This window comes from Methanosarcina barkeri str. Wiesmoor, assembly GCF_000969985.1.
Taxonomy (GTDB): domain Archaea; phylum Halobacteriota; class Methanosarcinia; order Methanosarcinales; family Methanosarcinaceae; genus Methanosarcina; species Methanosarcina barkeri_B.
In genome coordinates this window covers 683922-700610 of the sequence record NZ_CP009526.1, presented here as the reverse complement: position 1 = coordinate 700610, position 16689 = coordinate 683922, and the positions used below count along the sequence as shown (strand labels likewise).

14 protein-coding genes are annotated in these 16689 nt (G+C 35.9%); 8 read left to right on the top strand and 6 right to left on the bottom strand.

Annotated features, from left to right (window positions below; translation table 11 throughout):
* Nucleotides 1-72 precede the first annotated feature (72 nt).
* A complete protein-coding gene (gene prf1 / locus MSBRW_RS03160; protein ID WP_011305445.1) occupies nt 73-1320 on the bottom strand; it encodes a peptide chain release factor aRF-1 in 1248 nt (415 codons plus the stop codon).
* Nucleotides 1321-2005: 685 nt separating this feature from the next.
* Here prf1 and MSBRW_RS03155 point away from each other — a divergent pair.
* The 7 genes from MSBRW_RS03155 (at nt 2006) to MSBRW_RS03125 (ending at nt 10250) form a co-directional block, all read left to right on the top strand.
* Nucleotides 2006-2572 (top strand): tetrahydromethanopterin S-methyltransferase subunit A, encoded by a 567-nt coding sequence (locus MSBRW_RS03155; RefSeq protein WP_011305446.1) that lies wholly within the window; start codon nt 2006-2008, stop codon nt 2570-2572.
* Nucleotides 2573-2811: 239 nt separating this feature from the next.
* Nucleotides 2812-2994 (top strand): hypothetical protein, encoded by a 183-nt coding sequence (locus MSBRW_RS22845; protein ID WP_157209471.1) that lies wholly within the window; start codon nt 2812-2814, stop codon nt 2992-2994.
* Nucleotides 2939-3490 carry a GNAT family N-acetyltransferase gene (locus tag MSBRW_RS03150; protein ID WP_011305447.1) on the top strand — a complete coding sequence of 184 codons (552 nt, stop codon included), beginning with the start codon at nt 2939-2941 and terminating at the stop codon, nt 3488-3490. Before MSBRW_RS22845 ends, MSBRW_RS03150 begins: the two co-directional genes overlap by 56 nt.
* 599 nt (nt 3491-4089) lie before the next feature.
* Nucleotides 4090-5622, top strand: coding sequence for an NERD domain-containing protein (locus MSBRW_RS03145; protein WP_011305448.1), 1533 nt, complete (start codon nt 4090-4092; stop codon nt 5620-5622).
* A 354-nt stretch (nt 5623-5976) separates the two neighbouring features.
* Nucleotides 5977-6714, top strand: a complete 738-nt coding sequence (locus tag MSBRW_RS03140) for an ATP-binding protein (protein ID WP_196298021.1) — start codon at nt 5977-5979, stop codon at nt 6712-6714.
* Nucleotides 6715-6768: 54 nt separating this feature from the next.
* Nucleotides 6769-8241: a tetratricopeptide repeat protein gene (locus tag MSBRW_RS03135; protein ID WP_011305450.1), complete on the top strand. Its 1473-nt coding sequence runs from the start codon at nt 6769-6771 to the stop codon at nt 8239-8241.
* A 1094-nt stretch (nt 8242-9335) separates the two neighbouring features.
* Nucleotides 9336-10250 carry a hypothetical protein gene (locus MSBRW_RS03125; RefSeq protein WP_011305451.1) on the top strand — a complete coding sequence of 305 codons (915 nt, stop codon included), beginning with the start codon at nt 9336-9338 and terminating at the stop codon, nt 10248-10250.
* Nucleotides 10251-10315: 65 nt separating this feature from the next.
* On the opposite strand, the gene MSBRW_RS03120 is transcribed toward MSBRW_RS03125, so the two are convergent.
* The 5 genes from MSBRW_RS03120 to MSBRW_RS03100 all read right to left on the bottom strand — a co-directional run bounded on the left by MSBRW_RS03120 (nt 10316) and on the right by MSBRW_RS03100 (nt 14754).
* Complete coding sequence (locus MSBRW_RS03120) at nt 10316-10552, bottom strand: hypothetical protein (RefSeq protein WP_048102430.1); 237 nt, start codon at nt 10550-10552, stop codon at nt 10316-10318.
* A gap of 125 nt (nt 10553-10677) precedes the next feature.
* Nucleotides 10678-11718: an SBBP repeat-containing protein gene (locus MSBRW_RS03115; protein WP_011305452.1), complete on the bottom strand. Its 1041-nt coding sequence runs from the start codon at nt 11716-11718 to the stop codon at nt 10678-10680.
* Between the two features lie 1122 nt (nt 11719-12840).
* Entirely contained in the window at nt 12841-13620 is a 780-nt protein-coding gene (locus MSBRW_RS03110) for a hypothetical protein (RefSeq protein WP_011305453.1), read from the bottom strand.
* A 457-nt stretch (nt 13621-14077) separates the two neighbouring features.
* Nucleotides 14078-14302 (bottom strand): hypothetical protein, encoded by a 225-nt coding sequence (locus tag MSBRW_RS03105; protein ID WP_011305454.1) that lies wholly within the window; start codon nt 14300-14302, stop codon nt 14078-14080.
* Between the two features lie 83 nt (nt 14303-14385).
* On the bottom strand, nt 14386-14754 hold the full coding sequence (locus MSBRW_RS03100) for a tetratricopeptide repeat protein (protein WP_011305455.1): 369 nt from the start codon (nt 14752-14754) through the stop codon (nt 14386-14388).
* Nucleotides 14755-15657: 903 nt separating this feature from the next.
* Between MSBRW_RS03100 and MSBRW_RS03095 the strand changes: the two genes are divergently transcribed.
* Nucleotides 15658-16686, top strand: a complete 1029-nt coding sequence (locus MSBRW_RS03095) for a TIGR03557 family F420-dependent LLM class oxidoreductase (protein ID WP_011305456.1) — start codon at nt 15658-15660, stop codon at nt 16684-16686.
* Nucleotides 16687-16689 lie beyond the last annotated feature (3 nt).

Genomic DNA, 16689 nt, shown 5'->3' with positions numbered 1-16689 from the left:
AACTAAAATAAATTAAAGCAAACTAAAATAAATTAAAGCAAACTAAAACAAATTAAAGCAAACTGAAATAAATTAAACCCCTGTGTTATATCTAAGGATTGCAGCAACTCCACCAAAAGCTATCATAAGTTGAGAGCCTTCATCGAAATCTGTTGATATAAAAGCAATCCTTGCATTGCCTTTATCAGCGAGTTCTGAGAATTCACCAACAACATCAATAACATCCGTGACTTCAAGTGCAGAACCGCATTCAGGACAATTTCCTGCAACAGGAACAGCTTCATTGGATTTCCATTTTCTTGCCCGTTTATTCTCATATCCGCAAGCACTGCATTTAAGAGTTACTCTTTCAGACCGCAGATCTTCAGAAAGTAAAAGCACATCAACTGCCTTTAGTTCAAGATTCGCCCGTACATTGTCCTCTCCATAGGATACTTTACCAGACTCGGTAGTGAGCTCTTTAAAAAACATTTCAATATCTTTCTTTTGTTTAATTAAGTCAATACCCTGGAGAGTATCCTCTGCTGCATTTATTAACTCAGAAAAACCTGATTCGTCCGTATACTCTGTATCAAACAACCCAAGAACCTTATTCTGAAGCTCATAATGTAGAAATCCACCTTCATTGAACTCGTCTTTAGTTGGAGAATGCCCTCCTATAAGAATGCCTTTAAGATCAGATGGATCTAGTTCAAGGAATGCATCACTTGCAGCATCCCCTATTCTTTTGTAGAAATCATGAATGGCAATGCGTCTGAGCTGTTCAAAACGATGTGCACTCTGACCTCCTTTTCTTTGTTTTCCAGGGACAGTGGAATGGAGATGCTTAATAGCTTCAGTATGCCTACCTACAAGCATTCCGATAGTCGCTTCTCTTAAATCAAGAAGTATAAACCCATAAGTACTGCACTCTCTGAGCATTTCCTCAAGAGGCTCAAGATAAAAAACAGAATCACAGTGATATATGTAATCTACAACAGGTTCCGGAGGAATAAGAACTTCAGTAACCATACCTGTCCTGTTAGCTCCAGTATCGATAACTCCTGTAAAATAAACTATCCCATTTTCCGGTATTTTGTTAAGAGATCTTAACTTTGCCAACAAAGAATCAAGTGCTCCCTGTACGTTATTGCTGGTAAGTTTAGACTTAATTTTTGAAGCCTGCTCATGCTCTTCCCTCAAATGATTTGTAACATCTGAAATCTGTTTATCAGAAGGAATATAAAGGGAAATTAATTCTGTACTCTTTCCATTTTTATTTCTTAGAGTTTCAAGCTTCTTTTTAAATACATATTTTTCATATGTACAGTATTCAGCCATTCCAGCTTCCTCCTTTTCTCATGTAAAATAGTTGAGAGACCTAAAAATGACATAAAACTACAATATTCATTTATGTTTATCTTTTTAAAAACACTTTTTTGAATTTAAATTCAAAATTCCCCTCCAAGCCTGCACGCTCACAAAGTGAGCAGATATCGGGCTATCACTGGCAAAAGAGAAGAAAAAAATCAGCAATTAACATAAAAAGCGTGTTATAGATGGCACATTGTTATAAGTATCTATGGGAGCAGTCTGGATAAGAATATCAGAAATTACTGAGTGTAGATCAGAATATCAGAAATTACTGAGTTTAGGTCAGGATATCAGAAATCACGGAGTATAGATCAGAATATCAGAAATCACGGAGTTTAGGTCAGGATATCAGAAATCATTAAGTTTATTATGATATCACTGCTGCAGTAAAAAATTTGCTGCAGAGCTGGCATATATTTGTTCAATTATACAGTATTCCATAAAATTATTATGAGCCTATCCCGAAATTCAGAATTTGATTTTTTTGAATCTTGTATTTGGAACAATCAATTGAATACCTAATCACTAAAATAATCCCAAAAACTCACGATGATTTAGAATAAAATAGGTTTTGGGATAGGCTCTATGTTAATTTGAACTAAAAGATAAATTTCAATAAAAAATCTGTTATAGATAATAGGAGCAAAACGCTATGGAATGGCCTATAACTTCCGGAAACTACGTAGTAGGAGACACAAATTCGAGTGTAGCTGTAGTAACTCTTGCCTCTGACTACAAGGAATGGGGACTTAAGAACTATGCAATCTGTGGGACCTGTTTTACTGCAAACTTTGGGATTGAAAAGATAATAACTAATGTGCTTGCAAATCCAAACATAAACTACCTGGTCGTCTGCGGAAAAGAAAGCGCCCACTGGGCAGGTCAGTCCCTGGTTTCACTTGCCGAAAATGGAGTTTCCACAATGGCAGGCTCAAGAAAAATAATCGGTTCAAAATCCCCACTGTCCTACCTAAATGAAATTCCCATGACTGCAATCTCCCGTTTTATCAAGGAAATAAAAATCATAGACCTGATCGGAAATAAAGACCCTGACGCCATCCAGAAAGCAATCGACTCCTGCACCGGCCAGAAAAGAAGCGAAGCTTACATTGTCTCAATGCCCGAAATAGATGGAAGCAGCTGGAGAAAATACGAGCATATAGTAAAAAATAATGTGATGTCAAAAATAAAGAAAGGGCGAACAGAGGGTTGCTTTTAATTCTTCAATCTCTTTTTTAAATTTATCTTAAAACTTCTCTCCACGCCCGCATGCTGCGAAGTAGCAGATATCGGGCGGTCACTGACAAAAAAGAAAAAGGAGAATTGGCAATTGCTGTAAAAAGCGTGTTATAAATAACACACTGTTAGCAGCATCTATGCTTGTAATTAAGTTAGTAAGTCCTTGTAAGTTAGTTATAAATAAAGCTGACTACTAAATAATGAAATGAGGTAAAATTAATGGCAAAACCAGTTGAGTTAGGGTTAGTCCTTGAAGGAGAGGATGCAAAACGATTCATCGAATACGATGACAATCCAAAAGCATCACCTTTAGTCTTAGCTATGATTGCCGAAGGCAGGGAATTATATGAGAAAAACGAGCGAAAAGTCAGAGAACTTAAAGCACGAAAATCTCGACAATGAACTTATTATACTGCCTCTCGATGAAGCTGACGATCTTTCTTCTTTTAACTGCGAAAGTGAAGAGTTAAATGATTTTTTAAAGACCAATGCCCTGTTAGATCAAAATAATTTAGTCAACCGAACACGATTATGTTTTTGCAATGGTTCTCTGGTCGGATTCTATTCTCTAGCAGCCGACACAATTGAAACCAAAAATGTAATTGATGGAATCAAATCTTACCCATATAGAAAATATCCAGCGGTTAAAATTGCAAGACTGGCGGTTGATTCCAGGTTCGAAAGATGTGGGATAGGAACTTTTTTAATGAAAATTATTCTGGCTCAAGTGGTATCTACTTGTGATAATATAGGTTGTAGATATCTCCTGGTGGACTCCAAATTAGAGTCAACCGGCTTCTATGAAAAATTCGAATTTAAAGTTGCAGAGAAGAATAAGAAAACCGATTTTGTTCCAATGTACCTTAACATGCAGCCATATGTACAAAAAGAAAACTAGGCAAATTGTTAATAGTAGTCTATTTTTTAAATTCTCAATCTTCTATCTCTTATTATACACAATCAATTCATATTCAGATGACCACTAACTTCAATATCTTCTGATGAAACGCATTAAAAATGTCTGATCCAATAATTTCGCCGCCGGTACTGTCAAGTCTATGGGAGCTACAATTTTTCCAGCTACGGTTAAGCCTGTAAATTGTCCAGCACCCGTCAACTTGATATAACCGAGATTAGTAACCCACTTTCCGCAGTATTTTTTTGAAAATCAACATATCCCCTGATAGCGTTTTTAAAACACGCTAAAACAATCTGAAATATTAATGGAACTCGTTAGAAATTGATTGCTATCGTTTTTTGGTTTCTAAATGAACCTATATCCATCTTTAATTCATGCCCAAAAGTGCAATCAAAATTACGTCAAATGGAAAATCGATAGTAGTAAAAATTATGAAAATGCGAAATTTTCCTGCGAAAAGTGGGTAGTAAGCATATTTTATTAGAAATATGGACTCAAAAGAAAGATTGCCATAAGCAAATTTAGTCTCAATATAAACAAAAGTTATTTTATTACATGTTAACGAAATATACAAACACATGTGTGATAACGATAATAAATGGAAATTTTGCGATAAGTGTGGTAGCAAAAAGGTAGTAGCTGATAAAGAACCGATATGCCCAAAATGTAATGGTTTAAATATTATAACTAAAGATGAAGCTCTCAATATATATGAACAATTATCGTGTTGGTTCAATCCACTATTAACAACTATGATTAATTCATTAGACAAAAAAGGACTGATTTATTGGCTACTTGAAGAGCGTGTAATATTAGCTGGTTTTTTCTGGAATAGATATCCTACATTTAATCTTACCAGATTATTCACACTTAACGATTTATTGAAAAGAGCATTCAAAGCTTATAATGTTAAAGGAAATGAGAAAGCAGATTTTGAAAAAGCAATGCAATTAATTGATCAGTATTCATCAGTTATTGATCAAGTTGAAATTAGACGTTACTTAATAGAAGAAGGGTATGCACATTGTGTTCTAAAAAAACCTATTGATCTGCAAAATATTAAGCAGTCAGAGTCGTTTATAAATGATTTAATTTCAAGTTTTAGCTATTATCTCGATATTGATTATATTAATTTACAAAAAAGTTTAGAATTAAATATGATATTGTCGAATGAAGATACCAAAACATATCTTAATGAACACAAAGAAGAGTATGACAACATAAATAATAATCCAAGAGAAACTATTGTATATACGATAGAACAGATGATACATAATAACTATTTTACACTTAAATCTTTACGTGATATTTTGACTTTGACTACTCTGTTTGCAGAGTTTTTTGATATTCGTTATCTAAAAGAAAAAAATATTCCAATAGAAGTCTTTTCTACAATAGCAGACTGTCCCTTACGTCAAGATGAGATGTTATTGTACATGAGCAGAACTGAATTTATAGGATATATAGCTGAGAAACATAAAGATGTCAGTGCAGAAGACATTTACAACAGCTTAGTTTGTAGTGAGAAGAACTATAATATCTTTCCATTTCTGGAAGAAATTGAAGGAAACGTGTATATTTCTCCGGACTTTATGAATTTAATGAAGCTTTATTACACTCCTATATATCATTACAAACTTTTTGATGCTGAAGTGCAAGAAAGGTCTCTTCAATTTGAAAGCATAGATGTTCCTTATAAATTAAAAGATAATGGATTTGAAGTAAAAAATGATATTAAGGATCGAAAAAACTCGACGTTACAAATAGACTCTATTGCACGAAAAGGAAATAAGGTGTATGTCGTAGAAACAAAGCGGTGGGATATAGGTAAACTTTTCGTGCGTCAGAAAACTAATCATCTTAGAGAACGGGACTTGAAAGGAGTTATAAATGGATATAAATATAGAATGAAAAATGGAATCATTATAGTAAGGGAAGAACCAAGTTTACTTACTAAAATAGATTATGTAAAGACAAATCTTAAAACAATCTACCAAGATCACGAAAGAATAACCAGCGTTGAAGGATTGATAATTACTCGAAGCTACCCCCCTATATCGGAATATAAAGGTGTAAAAATACTGAGCATTGAAGACATTAGCACCTTATGATGTCTTTTCTTCATGTTTTTGCGTGAATTAGTTTATAATTATGTAGTTTAACTAAAAATTGTGCATTAATCATCTTTTTTTATCGTTGTCCAGCTTATTTAACCTTATTTTCATTAATGGAGAAAAGATTAAAAGATTATAATTCTTATAGCTGGCGAAAACTTCAAAGAATAAAAAATCAAAAATCATTAATAGTACATGTTCTGACTTTTAATGGTTCTGATGTACTATCTGATTCTTATTTCGAATATGATGAACTTATCGGAGATTGAAACTTATATTAATACACATTTGGAAAGTATCTCTGTAGTTACTACTATACTTGGTGTATCAGTATTAGGTTTATTGGGCTATATGTTCAAGCCAATTAGGGAGTACATTCGCAAAGTTTCAACTCCAAAAGATGCCGACATACTAGTAGAATACGATAAATACTTTACAGAAAAAGAGCTTGAGAAGCTTAATATTCCATACATTCAAAGAATAGAAAATAATATTGAACGTGATGTATTCAAAGAAACGACTGAATTTTTAAAGAGTTCAGAGCAAGTTCTTATAATATATGGCGAGAGCGGTGTAGGTAAGACAAGACTTACAATTGAAATCTCCAAAAGAATTAAAGGATCAGATATATTTGCGAGAGTCTTTAGGTTCAAAAGAAGATGTCTATTTGTAAATTTAAGGCGTTATCAAAGTCCGAAAGATGTTGAAGAGAAGTTAAACGCCAAACTTTTGGAAAAGACAGTGCTTATCTTAGATGACTACCAGTATAATATGGAAGTATTTAGCGAAGTAAGAAATAATGCATTCAAACGAAACTCCAAACTAATTATCACTACAAGACCGATATTCGCTAAGGCTTTAAATGACAGACTAGAACTAGCTTCAGTCAGGGAACTTCATTTGGGAAGAATGGACATAAAAGGTATCCTTCCAGAAAATGTGGACGGATCTTTAAAGTATGCAATTGAGAAAATATCGGAAGGAAACCCTGCTATAACTCTCTTAGCTATTGACTACATAAATAAACACTCTACCACAAATGACTCAGTTCCAAAATCTAGTGATAAATGTAAAATTCAAAATCACTAGATTTTGTAATTGACCACAGTTCATGTGATATAACTCAGATGTTGAAGTCTTAAGATGTCGAATATTGATTTTGATAAATACCGGATTCTTCTTGTTAATTCATATTTTCAATCAAGAAATGCAAAAATCACTAGATTTTGGAACAGAGCCACCACAAATGCAAAAGATATCTTTCATGGTATAAGAACACGTAAAGAGTTCTTTAGCAAAATCATTAGAGATTTTCAAACTGAATTTGGAGAAGATTTCATTGAATATCTTGCAGGTGGAGAGCTTATTGGTGGAATCACAAATATCTTACCTATATATGAAAACAAAATGGGAGTCATGGAACGAAGTGGGCACATTATACATAAGAAATCTGGATACCACCTAACCCCCGACATTTTATCGGAATATCTAATAAACGATGTTTTCTTTGATAATACTTTTTTAAAGCATAACATTGAAGAACTGGCTAAAGCAGATAATGGAGTTCATATCTTAGATATACTTAACTCTTTGTTGAAAGTCAAGGACGACAGAGAGATATATCGTGAAGCCACAGAGAAACTTCTGGAAATGTTAAATTGTCTCGAATCTGATAATGAACAAAAGAAAAGAAGAATAAGAGCAGGGATAGTAGTTTATTATGGATTTGGAAACTTAAACCTTGTTACAGCAGCAATTGGAGAATTTTGGACTGATTATGGGATTCTGGATGATGGAATTGATCTTCAAGCTTTAGGCATATTCTTGGGGGATATATCAAAGTTATATGAAGCTAGAATATGCATGGAAAGAGCTAATGAGATATTTAAAAATAATGGAGACAAAATAGGAATCGCTACATCATTGCATAACCTCGGAATTATCCTTCATCTTCAGGGCAACTACGAAGAAGCAATGAATAAATATAACCAGTCACTGAAGATTGATGAAGAGCTGGGAGAAAGACATCGAATATCGATGTCACTGCGCTTTTTAGGAAGGATTGAATATGACAAAGGCAACTACGATGATGCTGTCAAGCTGTATAATCAGTCTCTGATGATTGCTGAAAAACTTGGAGATCAAAGCGGAATTGCAAAATTACTGGGTGAGTTAGGAATTGTTCTTTTACATCAGGGCAACTACGATGAAGCTATCAAGTTGTATAATCAGTCTCTGATGATTGCTGAAAAACTTGGAGATCAAAGCGGAATTGCAGGTACATTGTACGAGCTTGGAAAGGTTTATCTTATACAGGACAATTATGGAGAATCAATTGAAGTGCAAAAGCGATCGTTAAAAATAAAAGAATTGTTAGGGGATAAATATGGAATTGCACACTCACTTCATGCACTTGGAGTGACTCATGAAGTGAAGAAAGAATACACTTTTGCTCTTTTGAATTATCTAGAAGCTTCTTCAATCTACAAGGAACTTAATTCTCCATACAGTAAAGATGTTTCGAAGCTTATAACTGACTTAAGAGACAAAATGGGAAACGAACAATTTAATAAAGCATGTAAAGAGTTTGGTTATGTCCCACCAGATAATATTTAGGATTATTTTATCTTTTCGTCATTCTATCAGTACATTTTATATTTATCGGCTATTTTTAGCCCACTTTCCGCAGATGTCCTCTCAATTTCTACAATTTTTCCTGCTATCGTTTTTTCTGAAAACCTCTCTGATTACTTAAACATGTATTTTTGAAGTTTTCCCAAATTTATAGCCTTTTGCCTTCATTGAACCCACATTCCGCAGTATTTTTTCGAAAATCAACAATTTTTCTGGCAGTGTTTTTACAACAGATATGATTAATTGAGATTATTTGCAGAAAGCTGTGAAAATTGATTGATATCATTTTCTGGTCTTTAAATACACTACATAGGTGCTTTTGCCTATTGCGTAAAAGTCAAATAAATTCACATTTAGTTGAAAACCGACAGCGAGAAAAATATGAATTTACGAAAATTTACTGCAGAAAGTGGGATTGAAAACTTCCAGCAACCATTTCCTTAAGCTTCAGTTGAACTCGACGAACTGAGATACCCTGAATATCAGCTATCGTCGAGGTTGATTCGCCTTGCAGTAGAGTTCATTCTCGACCTGCTGACTCATGATTGGACTGAGATTGAGATTCTTTAGAACTACCCCAACTTGACCCATGAAGATATTCAAGCGTGTCTGATGTATGCAAACGATTTGCTCAGGAAATAAAAGGTTTATCCGGCTGAGATTTCTCAGAAAGTAAACTGATGTGTCTGCTGAAAAATGAAAACCCTCTTGAATCCAGAACTTTTGCTTCTCTGCTTTTGCGTCTTTTTTTGCCAGTAACCGCCCGATATCTGCTGCTTTGCAGCATGCGGGCGTGGAGGAAGTTTTTAGATATTATTAAAAAAGATTACAAATATTTATTAAGAATTGGAAACTTTTTATTAGAGTAATAATTTTAGGAGTTAAAATGTGACATAAAATAATCATAAGTTCTAAAAAGATCACAAAGACTAAAATTATTACTATATAATAAAAATAAATCATCATTTAATGATAAATTTAGCTATCTTTGAATAAAGAAATTTTGTAATTTTTCTGCGTTTCGGGTTTAATAAGGGTATATCCTGCAAAATAATGAAAAATTAGAGGTTCTTAAAATGAGTAAATCCCTCAAAATTTTAAAATATTTGCTATTGGCAATTGCAGGTTTGGCTGTGCTTCTCTATGTGGGCTTCTTTGGATTTTTGATATTAATGAGTATTAATGACCAAGCCTCTTATTATGGAGATACTGTTGACGTCGGACCCATTGATTACAATTCCATTGTCACGAAAGCAGAGAAAGCAGGATATGATCTCAGTGGATCCTATACCAGGCTGGATAAAGCAAATTTAATAGAACCGGGAAATGTCGAATCTCTTGAGGAGAGATTTAAAACAGACTACAGAGTATCAAGAGTCGCTCTCTACTACAACTTAAACACGTATCTCGAATTTAAAAAAGATGAGAATAATCAAACGCTTGTAACGCTCTACAATTATTCTCATCATAATGACGCCGGTGATATTACGCCGCAGATGCCTTCCATGTTTCCGGAAGACTCCTGGACGCTTAAGATGCTCGGAATGAGTTTAGGACTTAATAAAACTGATTCTGGAGAATTTCTTGAAAAGCTAAAGAATGAGGCATCAAACCAGAAAGGGGTTGTGAGTCTGACTACAAAAGAAAATGTAGATTTTCCGGCAGTCTATGCATACCTGAACCAGAGCAAAACAGCAACTTTCATAGGATCTGAAGACAAATTTTACAGAAACGATACAAAACTTGGGTGCGTAGGATTTGTTATCCCCGGAACTACCATCACTCGGAAACATAATTCCAATAAATACAACATCTATGTGAGTAGTTCGGGATTTATACGTACAGATATTGACATGCCCATAGGCAGCGCCGGAAAAGAAATCCCTGAAGAGGAGTACAGAGCAGTATTCAGGGAAATGTTCGAAAACGTTGGCTTACCTGTCGAGAAACTTGACGAAATGGAATTAAACTACACTCCAAGTATCTGGTGAGACCGTTACCCTTTATTTATCTCCATTTATTGAGGTTGCAGGCACGAAAGCCGCAAAAAGGAATGTCAATCCACAGGAAACAGTGATGAGCCTTCTACATCATTTATCGAGTTCATTTTTGGAATTCTCGTATCTGTATTATTTGATGATGGATTCGCACTGATAGATGCCAAATTGTATCCAAGGTCCAATGGTTCTGCATTGCCAACATCTTCCGATCTTAAGGTGAAGTATTCTACCTTTATTTTGAAATCTTCCACCTTTATTTTGAAATCTTCCACCTTTATTTTGAAGTCTTCCACCTTTATTTCCTACCATATGGATAAACTCGCGGTGTAGCCAGAGTGTACGTGCTGATTCAAAAGAGCACTCCGAGAAAAAATACATGTTGGAGTTTTGATAAAAAGTTTAAAAGAGGATGACCTCACTATTTTTTACGTCTAAATATTACTGTTAAAACAAGCATTGCAGCAACAGGTACAATAATTGAAGGAAAATCTACGAAATTTGGAGCAAACTTCTGAATGCGTGAATATCCTGTTTCAGCAACATAAACATTACCCGAAGAATCTACAGCAACACCATTTGGGTCATAAATACCATTTGGGTCATAAATTTGTCTGTTGTCGGTTCCATTAGAACCCCATTGAGTGAGGTATCTGCCTATGCTGTTAAACTTCTGAATGCGCTGATTATATTTATCGGCAACATAAACATTACCCGAAGAATCTACAGCAATACTCAACGGAAATTCAAATTGTCCGTTGCCGCTACCATAAGAACCCCATTGAGTGAGGTATCCGCCTGTGCTGTTAAATTTTTGAATGCGATTATTACCACTATCGGCAACATAAACATTACCCGAAGAATCTACAGCAACGCCCTCAGGATCATTAAATTGTCCGTTGCCGCTACCATAAGAACCCCATTGAGTGAGGTATCCGCCGTTGCTGTTAAACTTCTGAATGCGATTATTACCACTATCGGCAACATAAACATTACCCGAAGAATCTACAGCAACACCATTTAGGAAATAAAATTGTCCGTTTCCATTGCCTGAAGAACCCCATTGAGTGAGGTGTCCGCCGTTGCTGTTAAACTTCTGAATGCATTTATTACCCTTATCGGCAACATAAACATTACCCGAAGAATCGACAGCAACACCATATGGTAAAAAAAATTGTCTGTTGTCGGTTCCATTAGAACCCCATTGAGTGAGGTAACCGCCTGTGCTATTAAACTTCTGAATGCGGTGATTGCCAGTATCGGTAACATAAACGTTACCCGAAGAATCTACAGCAACACCAGTTGGACATGCAAATTGTCCACTGCCACTGCCATAAGAACCCCATTTAGTAACAAAATTATAAGTCTCAGCATATGTAGCAGAAGCGCTCATCAAACAAAGAAATAATAAAACCAAACAAAACAATATTTTCCTAAAAATATTAACTTTTTGACACTTCATTTATTGGATCCCCCTTTTATATTTCACATTAAATTATTAATAGTCCAAGATTTCACTATATGATTAATATTTCTCTTTTAAAACTTAAGTATACAAAATATTTAGATTTTATGTAATTTATTAAAATTTAAATATTATAAAAATTTATTACGTAGAGATGGCAAGCTGTACGACATAAATGGAGAGATATTAATAAATGAAAAAAGCATACTTTATTTATACATAGGGTTTATAATAAGATCAACGCTTAGATACTAACTTTATTGTTACAAAGTTAGCATTTTGAAAATTTCACATTACACTGTAAGCAGATTTTCATCCATTTTTCGAGAAAAATGACAACATATTATTATTTCATTGGTGCACTGATTTCAAATGAAACCTGTGCAATTCACGGATTTTTAGCTTACATTTCGGTACTCTGTAATCTTCGAAGGATGAGAATTTAAAGTTCATTTGTGAACTAAAGTCGCTATATTACCTAAAAGCTTTAAATACCGCCCGATATCTGCTCCCCTCGTGAGCATGCGGGCGTTGAGGAAGTTTTTAGATATATTTAAAAAAAGTTACAAATAGTTATAAGGCACACCGACTTTTTTATGAAAGTGATAATTTTATGAATTTAGAGCTGCCAAAAAGTACTCGTAGATTTTGAAAAGCTCACAATGCCCAAAATCATTAGTATAGACTGGAATAGACCCCTCAAAAGATGATCCGTTTTTTAAGAGTTATTAAGCCTTATTTACCCAATTTACCGATTTTAAATATTTTTATAGATTATTTATCTAAAAAATTAGTTTTTAAAGTGTACTTTTATTGGGAAGTTCTAAAGGCATATCTATTCCCCAAAATAAGCATTCTTTATCCTTAGTTAGTGGTCATAGGGAGAGAAATGACCTTGTTAGAACTCCAAAAGATAGAGTATTCACTTGTTTTTTTGACCCAAGAGGGCACTTTCTTCAGTAGGGAAAGAGTTTGAAGGACAAGACCTTACTGTTATTGTGCATATCCAGGAGTGACATTGTTTTAACTTTTACAAAGATAATGTACATTAAATTTATTGTTTTGTTGAAGTTGACGGAGGATTACCCTTCTATTTCCTAAATAAAAAAGTTTCTGTGTTCATATCAAATTCTCGACAACTGTTTTTTTCATTCTATGATAGTGCCTTATATACAAGATACTTAGCGCAGGCATCAACAGAAAGAATCCCATTAATTTTATGTTTGATATTATCTCAGACCAGAAAAACTGAATCATAAGCTCATCGATCAATCCCAGCCTCATCTTAACGGTCTGCACGATTATCGGAATAGCAATACAAAGAAGTGGTAACAAAGCAACTAGTTTCATCTCTTTTGTGATCTTTATCCTGTTGTAATCTATCGAAGGCAATAAGTAAATAAGCAGACTAACCGGAAGAATGACAATGTAGAATACGAGGTCAGGCAATTGGTTATACGGAAAACCCATGTAAAATAGTTTGTAAGTTATAGGATAGATTGTAGTTTCTGCTAGTCTTTGTATCGGAAATAGCAAGGTATAAAGCAACGAATCAGGATGAGATTCATAAATCATAACTCCAGTGTATCCAATCACAGCTGTCATAGTCTGGTTCACGCCAGCTATTAGTAAAGGTACGCAGCACAAAACCTTTCTAATATCCTTCCTGCTCTGAAAAATGTTCTGTCCAATAGAGACTAGAGGTACAAAAAACAGAACAAACAATCCTAGCGTTATCACCAAGGCGACTATATCTAGACCAAAGGTAATTCCTGTTCCTATCGATATGCCCAATGTCAAAACAAAAATAGCAAGCCATATATGTTGCAGAATGAAAAGAAGAGCCTCGAGAGGCATCTTCTTCTTAACTTTTAAAATGAAATGGCTAATAAAATCCACTTAGATCACCATTTGCACTTGATCTATATTAATATCTAGTTCATCTATTACAGTTTTGCAATTGAATTAAAGAATTCATCTATTCATTGATTGTCGTTTTTTGAATCCAACACACACAGGAAAAATAGTAGTAAAGAAATAGATGCCTTTGAAGGCATCTTCATAAATTCCTTTCTATTAATTCTTTATAACTTTTGTGCCCAGGTTCTCTAACAATGCGATTTTCAAGCGGATTTTAAGTCCAGATTACTTTCTAACATTTTTACTGTTTGACGATTTGGTGATAAGTTATTTATTTGGGTATATGCCCCGACTCATATATTTATCTCTACTTATTGAGGTTGCAGGCACGAAAGCTGCAAAGAAGAATATACGTAAGATTTCTTTCTTCATAATCACGCAGGATTTTCTAGATTTCACTTCAGAATATCACTGATCTTTGTGCTTGCTTAGTTTTTCAGTCCACAGGAAACAGTGATGAGCCTTCTACATCACTCGGGTCCCCATGATATTCCCGATAAACTACATACTTGCCGTTTGTCTTTTTTATGCACCTGGATCCAAAACCATTCTTCTTCCACATCGATTTGCGCTTTTCTGCATCTGATTTACAAATACCTGAATAGCTGAATTCGTCAAGCATGTAGGTTTTGCCATTAAATTTTCTGAAGGTCTTTTGCATTGTAATCAGTCCTGAAAATTATCCTAAACCCGCAGACTACACAGAACCGTTTAATAAATATGTTTAATAAATATTCTACATTGTCAGAACTCCAAAGCAAGAAAATACTGCATTGCAGCTTCTTTCTTACGACCCAATTCTTCTAGGAGAACTCCATAATTCCAGTGTATATCTATATCTTCTGGGTCAGCTTCTAGAGCAAGTTTATACTGTATCTCAGCTTCCTCCATACGATTCATATTGTGCAGGAGAAGCCCGTAATTATAGTGTGCATCTACACTGTTAGGATCGTTTTCAAGAGATAGCTGATACTGCTTTTCAGCGTCTTCAAATCGTCCCATTTCTGAAAGGAGAAATCCATAATTAAAATGAGAACCAGCATCACCTGGATCAGCTTCCAGAGCAAGCTTATACCGCTTTTCGGTCTCTTCTTTTCGATCTCTTTCTTTCATAAGCAGACTCAGTCCATCAAAACGTAAGTAGTATACATCCTGTATGCAATGAATATTTTCTTGTTTTAATGGTTAAAATTGATGATTGGCTCTTAATTTTTAGAACTTGTCGGTTTATGGCAGCCAGATGTTTTTGGTTGATATCTGACAACTGAGATCTGACAAAATAATAGAATAAGGGTGTATAGTCTCACAAGGGTGGACACTTTATAAGCTTTCCCACAGCTGGAAAGAATACTCGGCCCCCATAAACTACACAGTACACTACGACTTTTACAAAGCGTATTTTTGACTTTCAGAATGAGATTTGGTGGTTTAAATACCCGAGAACATCAGGTAAGTTACGAATATTTAAATAAAAATGCTATAATAATTACCTTATAATTACCTTATAAGTCATTACCCAGAGCTCGTATTTAGTTATTTAAGGTAAAATTGTAAGCGTCGCACAATGGGGGATGGTGCCAAGCACTGAGACAATAACCAGAACCAATTCAATGATTGCGGGAGCATTGAATAGATCAATGAGATTCTAAGAATCCAGCTAAAAAGATAGCTACTGATTTTGCAGGCTTATACAGATGGCAAAGACAAAAATGCAGATAGCAAAGATAAAATACCAGACAAAATGCCGCCATGAGAGGAGAGGGGAGAGGAGAATCCAGAAATCGAATAATTAAACGACCTCCCCTAAAAGTCGCGATTTATGATTACCGGCTTTGTCCGGTTTCAGGATGAACTGCTGAAAGATCAATTAACAGGTCACTAACAGGTCATAAGCAGGCCATTTTCACGGGCACCCCTGAGTCACCGGAAATGCCCGAACATAAGCATAGTCTCAGAGTCTAATATAAAACAGACATAGAACAGACATAAAACAGACGTGCACAGAGGTGATGAAGAATGGTAATATTAGGATGGAATGCGGCTTCGGAACAGTATGACCCGCTCGACATGCTCGAACAGGCGGTCGCGGCTGAAAAGGCGGGATTTGAATCGATCTCCGCAAGTGATCACTTTCATCCCTGGGATCCTTCGGGAGAATCGTGCAATATTTGGACGTGGCTGGGAGCGGCTGCTGCGAGGCTGAATGGCATTGAAATCGGAACAGGTGTCACCTGCCCCATCTTGCGCTATAACCCGGTGGTCCTCGCCCAGTCGGCAGCAACTGTTGAAAGGATGAACAAAGGAAATTTTTATCTCGGCGTCGGCACCGGGGAAGCAATGAATGAGTACCCGACGACTGGGCTATGGCCAGGATACGAAAAACGTCAGGACATGATGAGGGAAGCCATCGAGCTCATGCGATTGCTTTGGGGCGGGGACGAGGTAACCTTCAATGGGGAATATTATGTGACGAGAAAAGCCAGGCTGTACACGATGCCCAGGCGGCGCATCCCCATCTATGTCTCGTCTCTCGTCCCAAACAGCGCGTTCTTTGCGGGTTACTACGGTGACGGCCTGATAAGCGTTGCCAACCCGCCCGAGGTAATGAAAGCGATAGTCTCCAACTTCGAAGCTGGTGCCCGGAAGGCTGGAAAAGACCCTGAGAAGATGCCAAAACATGTTGAAATATGGGTGGCTTACACTGATGATGTGGATGCCGCTGTAAAGACATTTAAGCAGTACTGGGCTGGCACAATGATATTTGCGACACATCTCCAGAACATCTATACGCCGGAAATGGTGGCAACAAATGGAGCTGTCGTAGGGAATGACGTGATCAAAAGCCGGCTATGCATTTCCAGTGACCCCGACGTGCACGCAAAGTTTGCGCAAAGGTTCATCGATGAGGGCTTTAACCGGCTTTACTTTCATTCCGCTGGCCCAAACCAGTATGAGTTCATTGAGGGCTACGGGCGGGACGTACTTCCGCTCATCCGGGAAAAGAACCGTCTGAGGGCCAGTCCAAGGGCTGCAGCCACTGTATAAAAC

Bases quoted from the DNA above. Each gene is read 5' to 3' on its own strand.
- MSBRW_RS03140 (WP_196298021.1), top strand. From the start codon at position 5,977: ATGTTCAAGCCAATTAGGGAGTACATTCGCAAAGTTTCAACTCCAAAA.
- MSBRW_RS22845 (WP_157209471.1), top strand. From the start codon at position 2,812: ATGGCAAAACCAGTTGAGTTAGGGTTAGTCCTTGAAGGAGAGGATGCA.
- MSBRW_RS03155 (WP_011305446.1), top strand. From the start codon at position 2,006: ATGGAATGGCCTATAACTTCCGGAAACTACGTAGTAGGAGACACAAAT.
- MSBRW_RS03115 (WP_011305452.1), bottom strand. From the start codon at position 11,718: ATGAAGTGTCAAAAAGTTAATATTTTTAGGAAAATATTGTTTTGTTTG.
- MSBRW_RS03105 (WP_011305454.1), bottom strand. From the start codon at position 14,302: ATGCAAAAGACCTTCAGAAAATTTAATGGCAAAACCTACATGCTTGAC.
- MSBRW_RS03135 (WP_011305450.1), top strand. From the start codon at position 6,769: ATGTCGAATATTGATTTTGATAAATACCGGATTCTTCTTGTTAATTCA.
- MSBRW_RS03100 (WP_011305455.1), bottom strand. From the start codon at position 14,754: ATGAAAGAAAGAGATCGAAAAGAAGAGACCGAAAAGCGGTATAAGCTT.
- MSBRW_RS03150 (WP_011305447.1), top strand. From the start codon at position 2,939: ATGAGAAAAACGAGCGAAAAGTCAGAGAACTTAAAGCACGAAAATCTC.
- MSBRW_RS03145 (WP_011305448.1), top strand. From the start codon at position 4,090: ATGTGTGATAACGATAATAAATGGAAATTTTGCGATAAGTGTGGTAGC.
- MSBRW_RS03095 (WP_011305456.1), top strand. From the start codon at position 15,658: ATGGTAATATTAGGATGGAATGCGGCTTCGGAACAGTATGACCCGCTC.
- MSBRW_RS03125 (WP_011305451.1), top strand. From the start codon at position 9,336: ATGAGTAAATCCCTCAAAATTTTAAAATATTTGCTATTGGCAATTGCA.
- prf1 (WP_011305445.1), bottom strand. From the start codon at position 1,320: ATGGCTGAATACTGTACATATGAAAAATATGTATTTAAAAAGAAGCTT.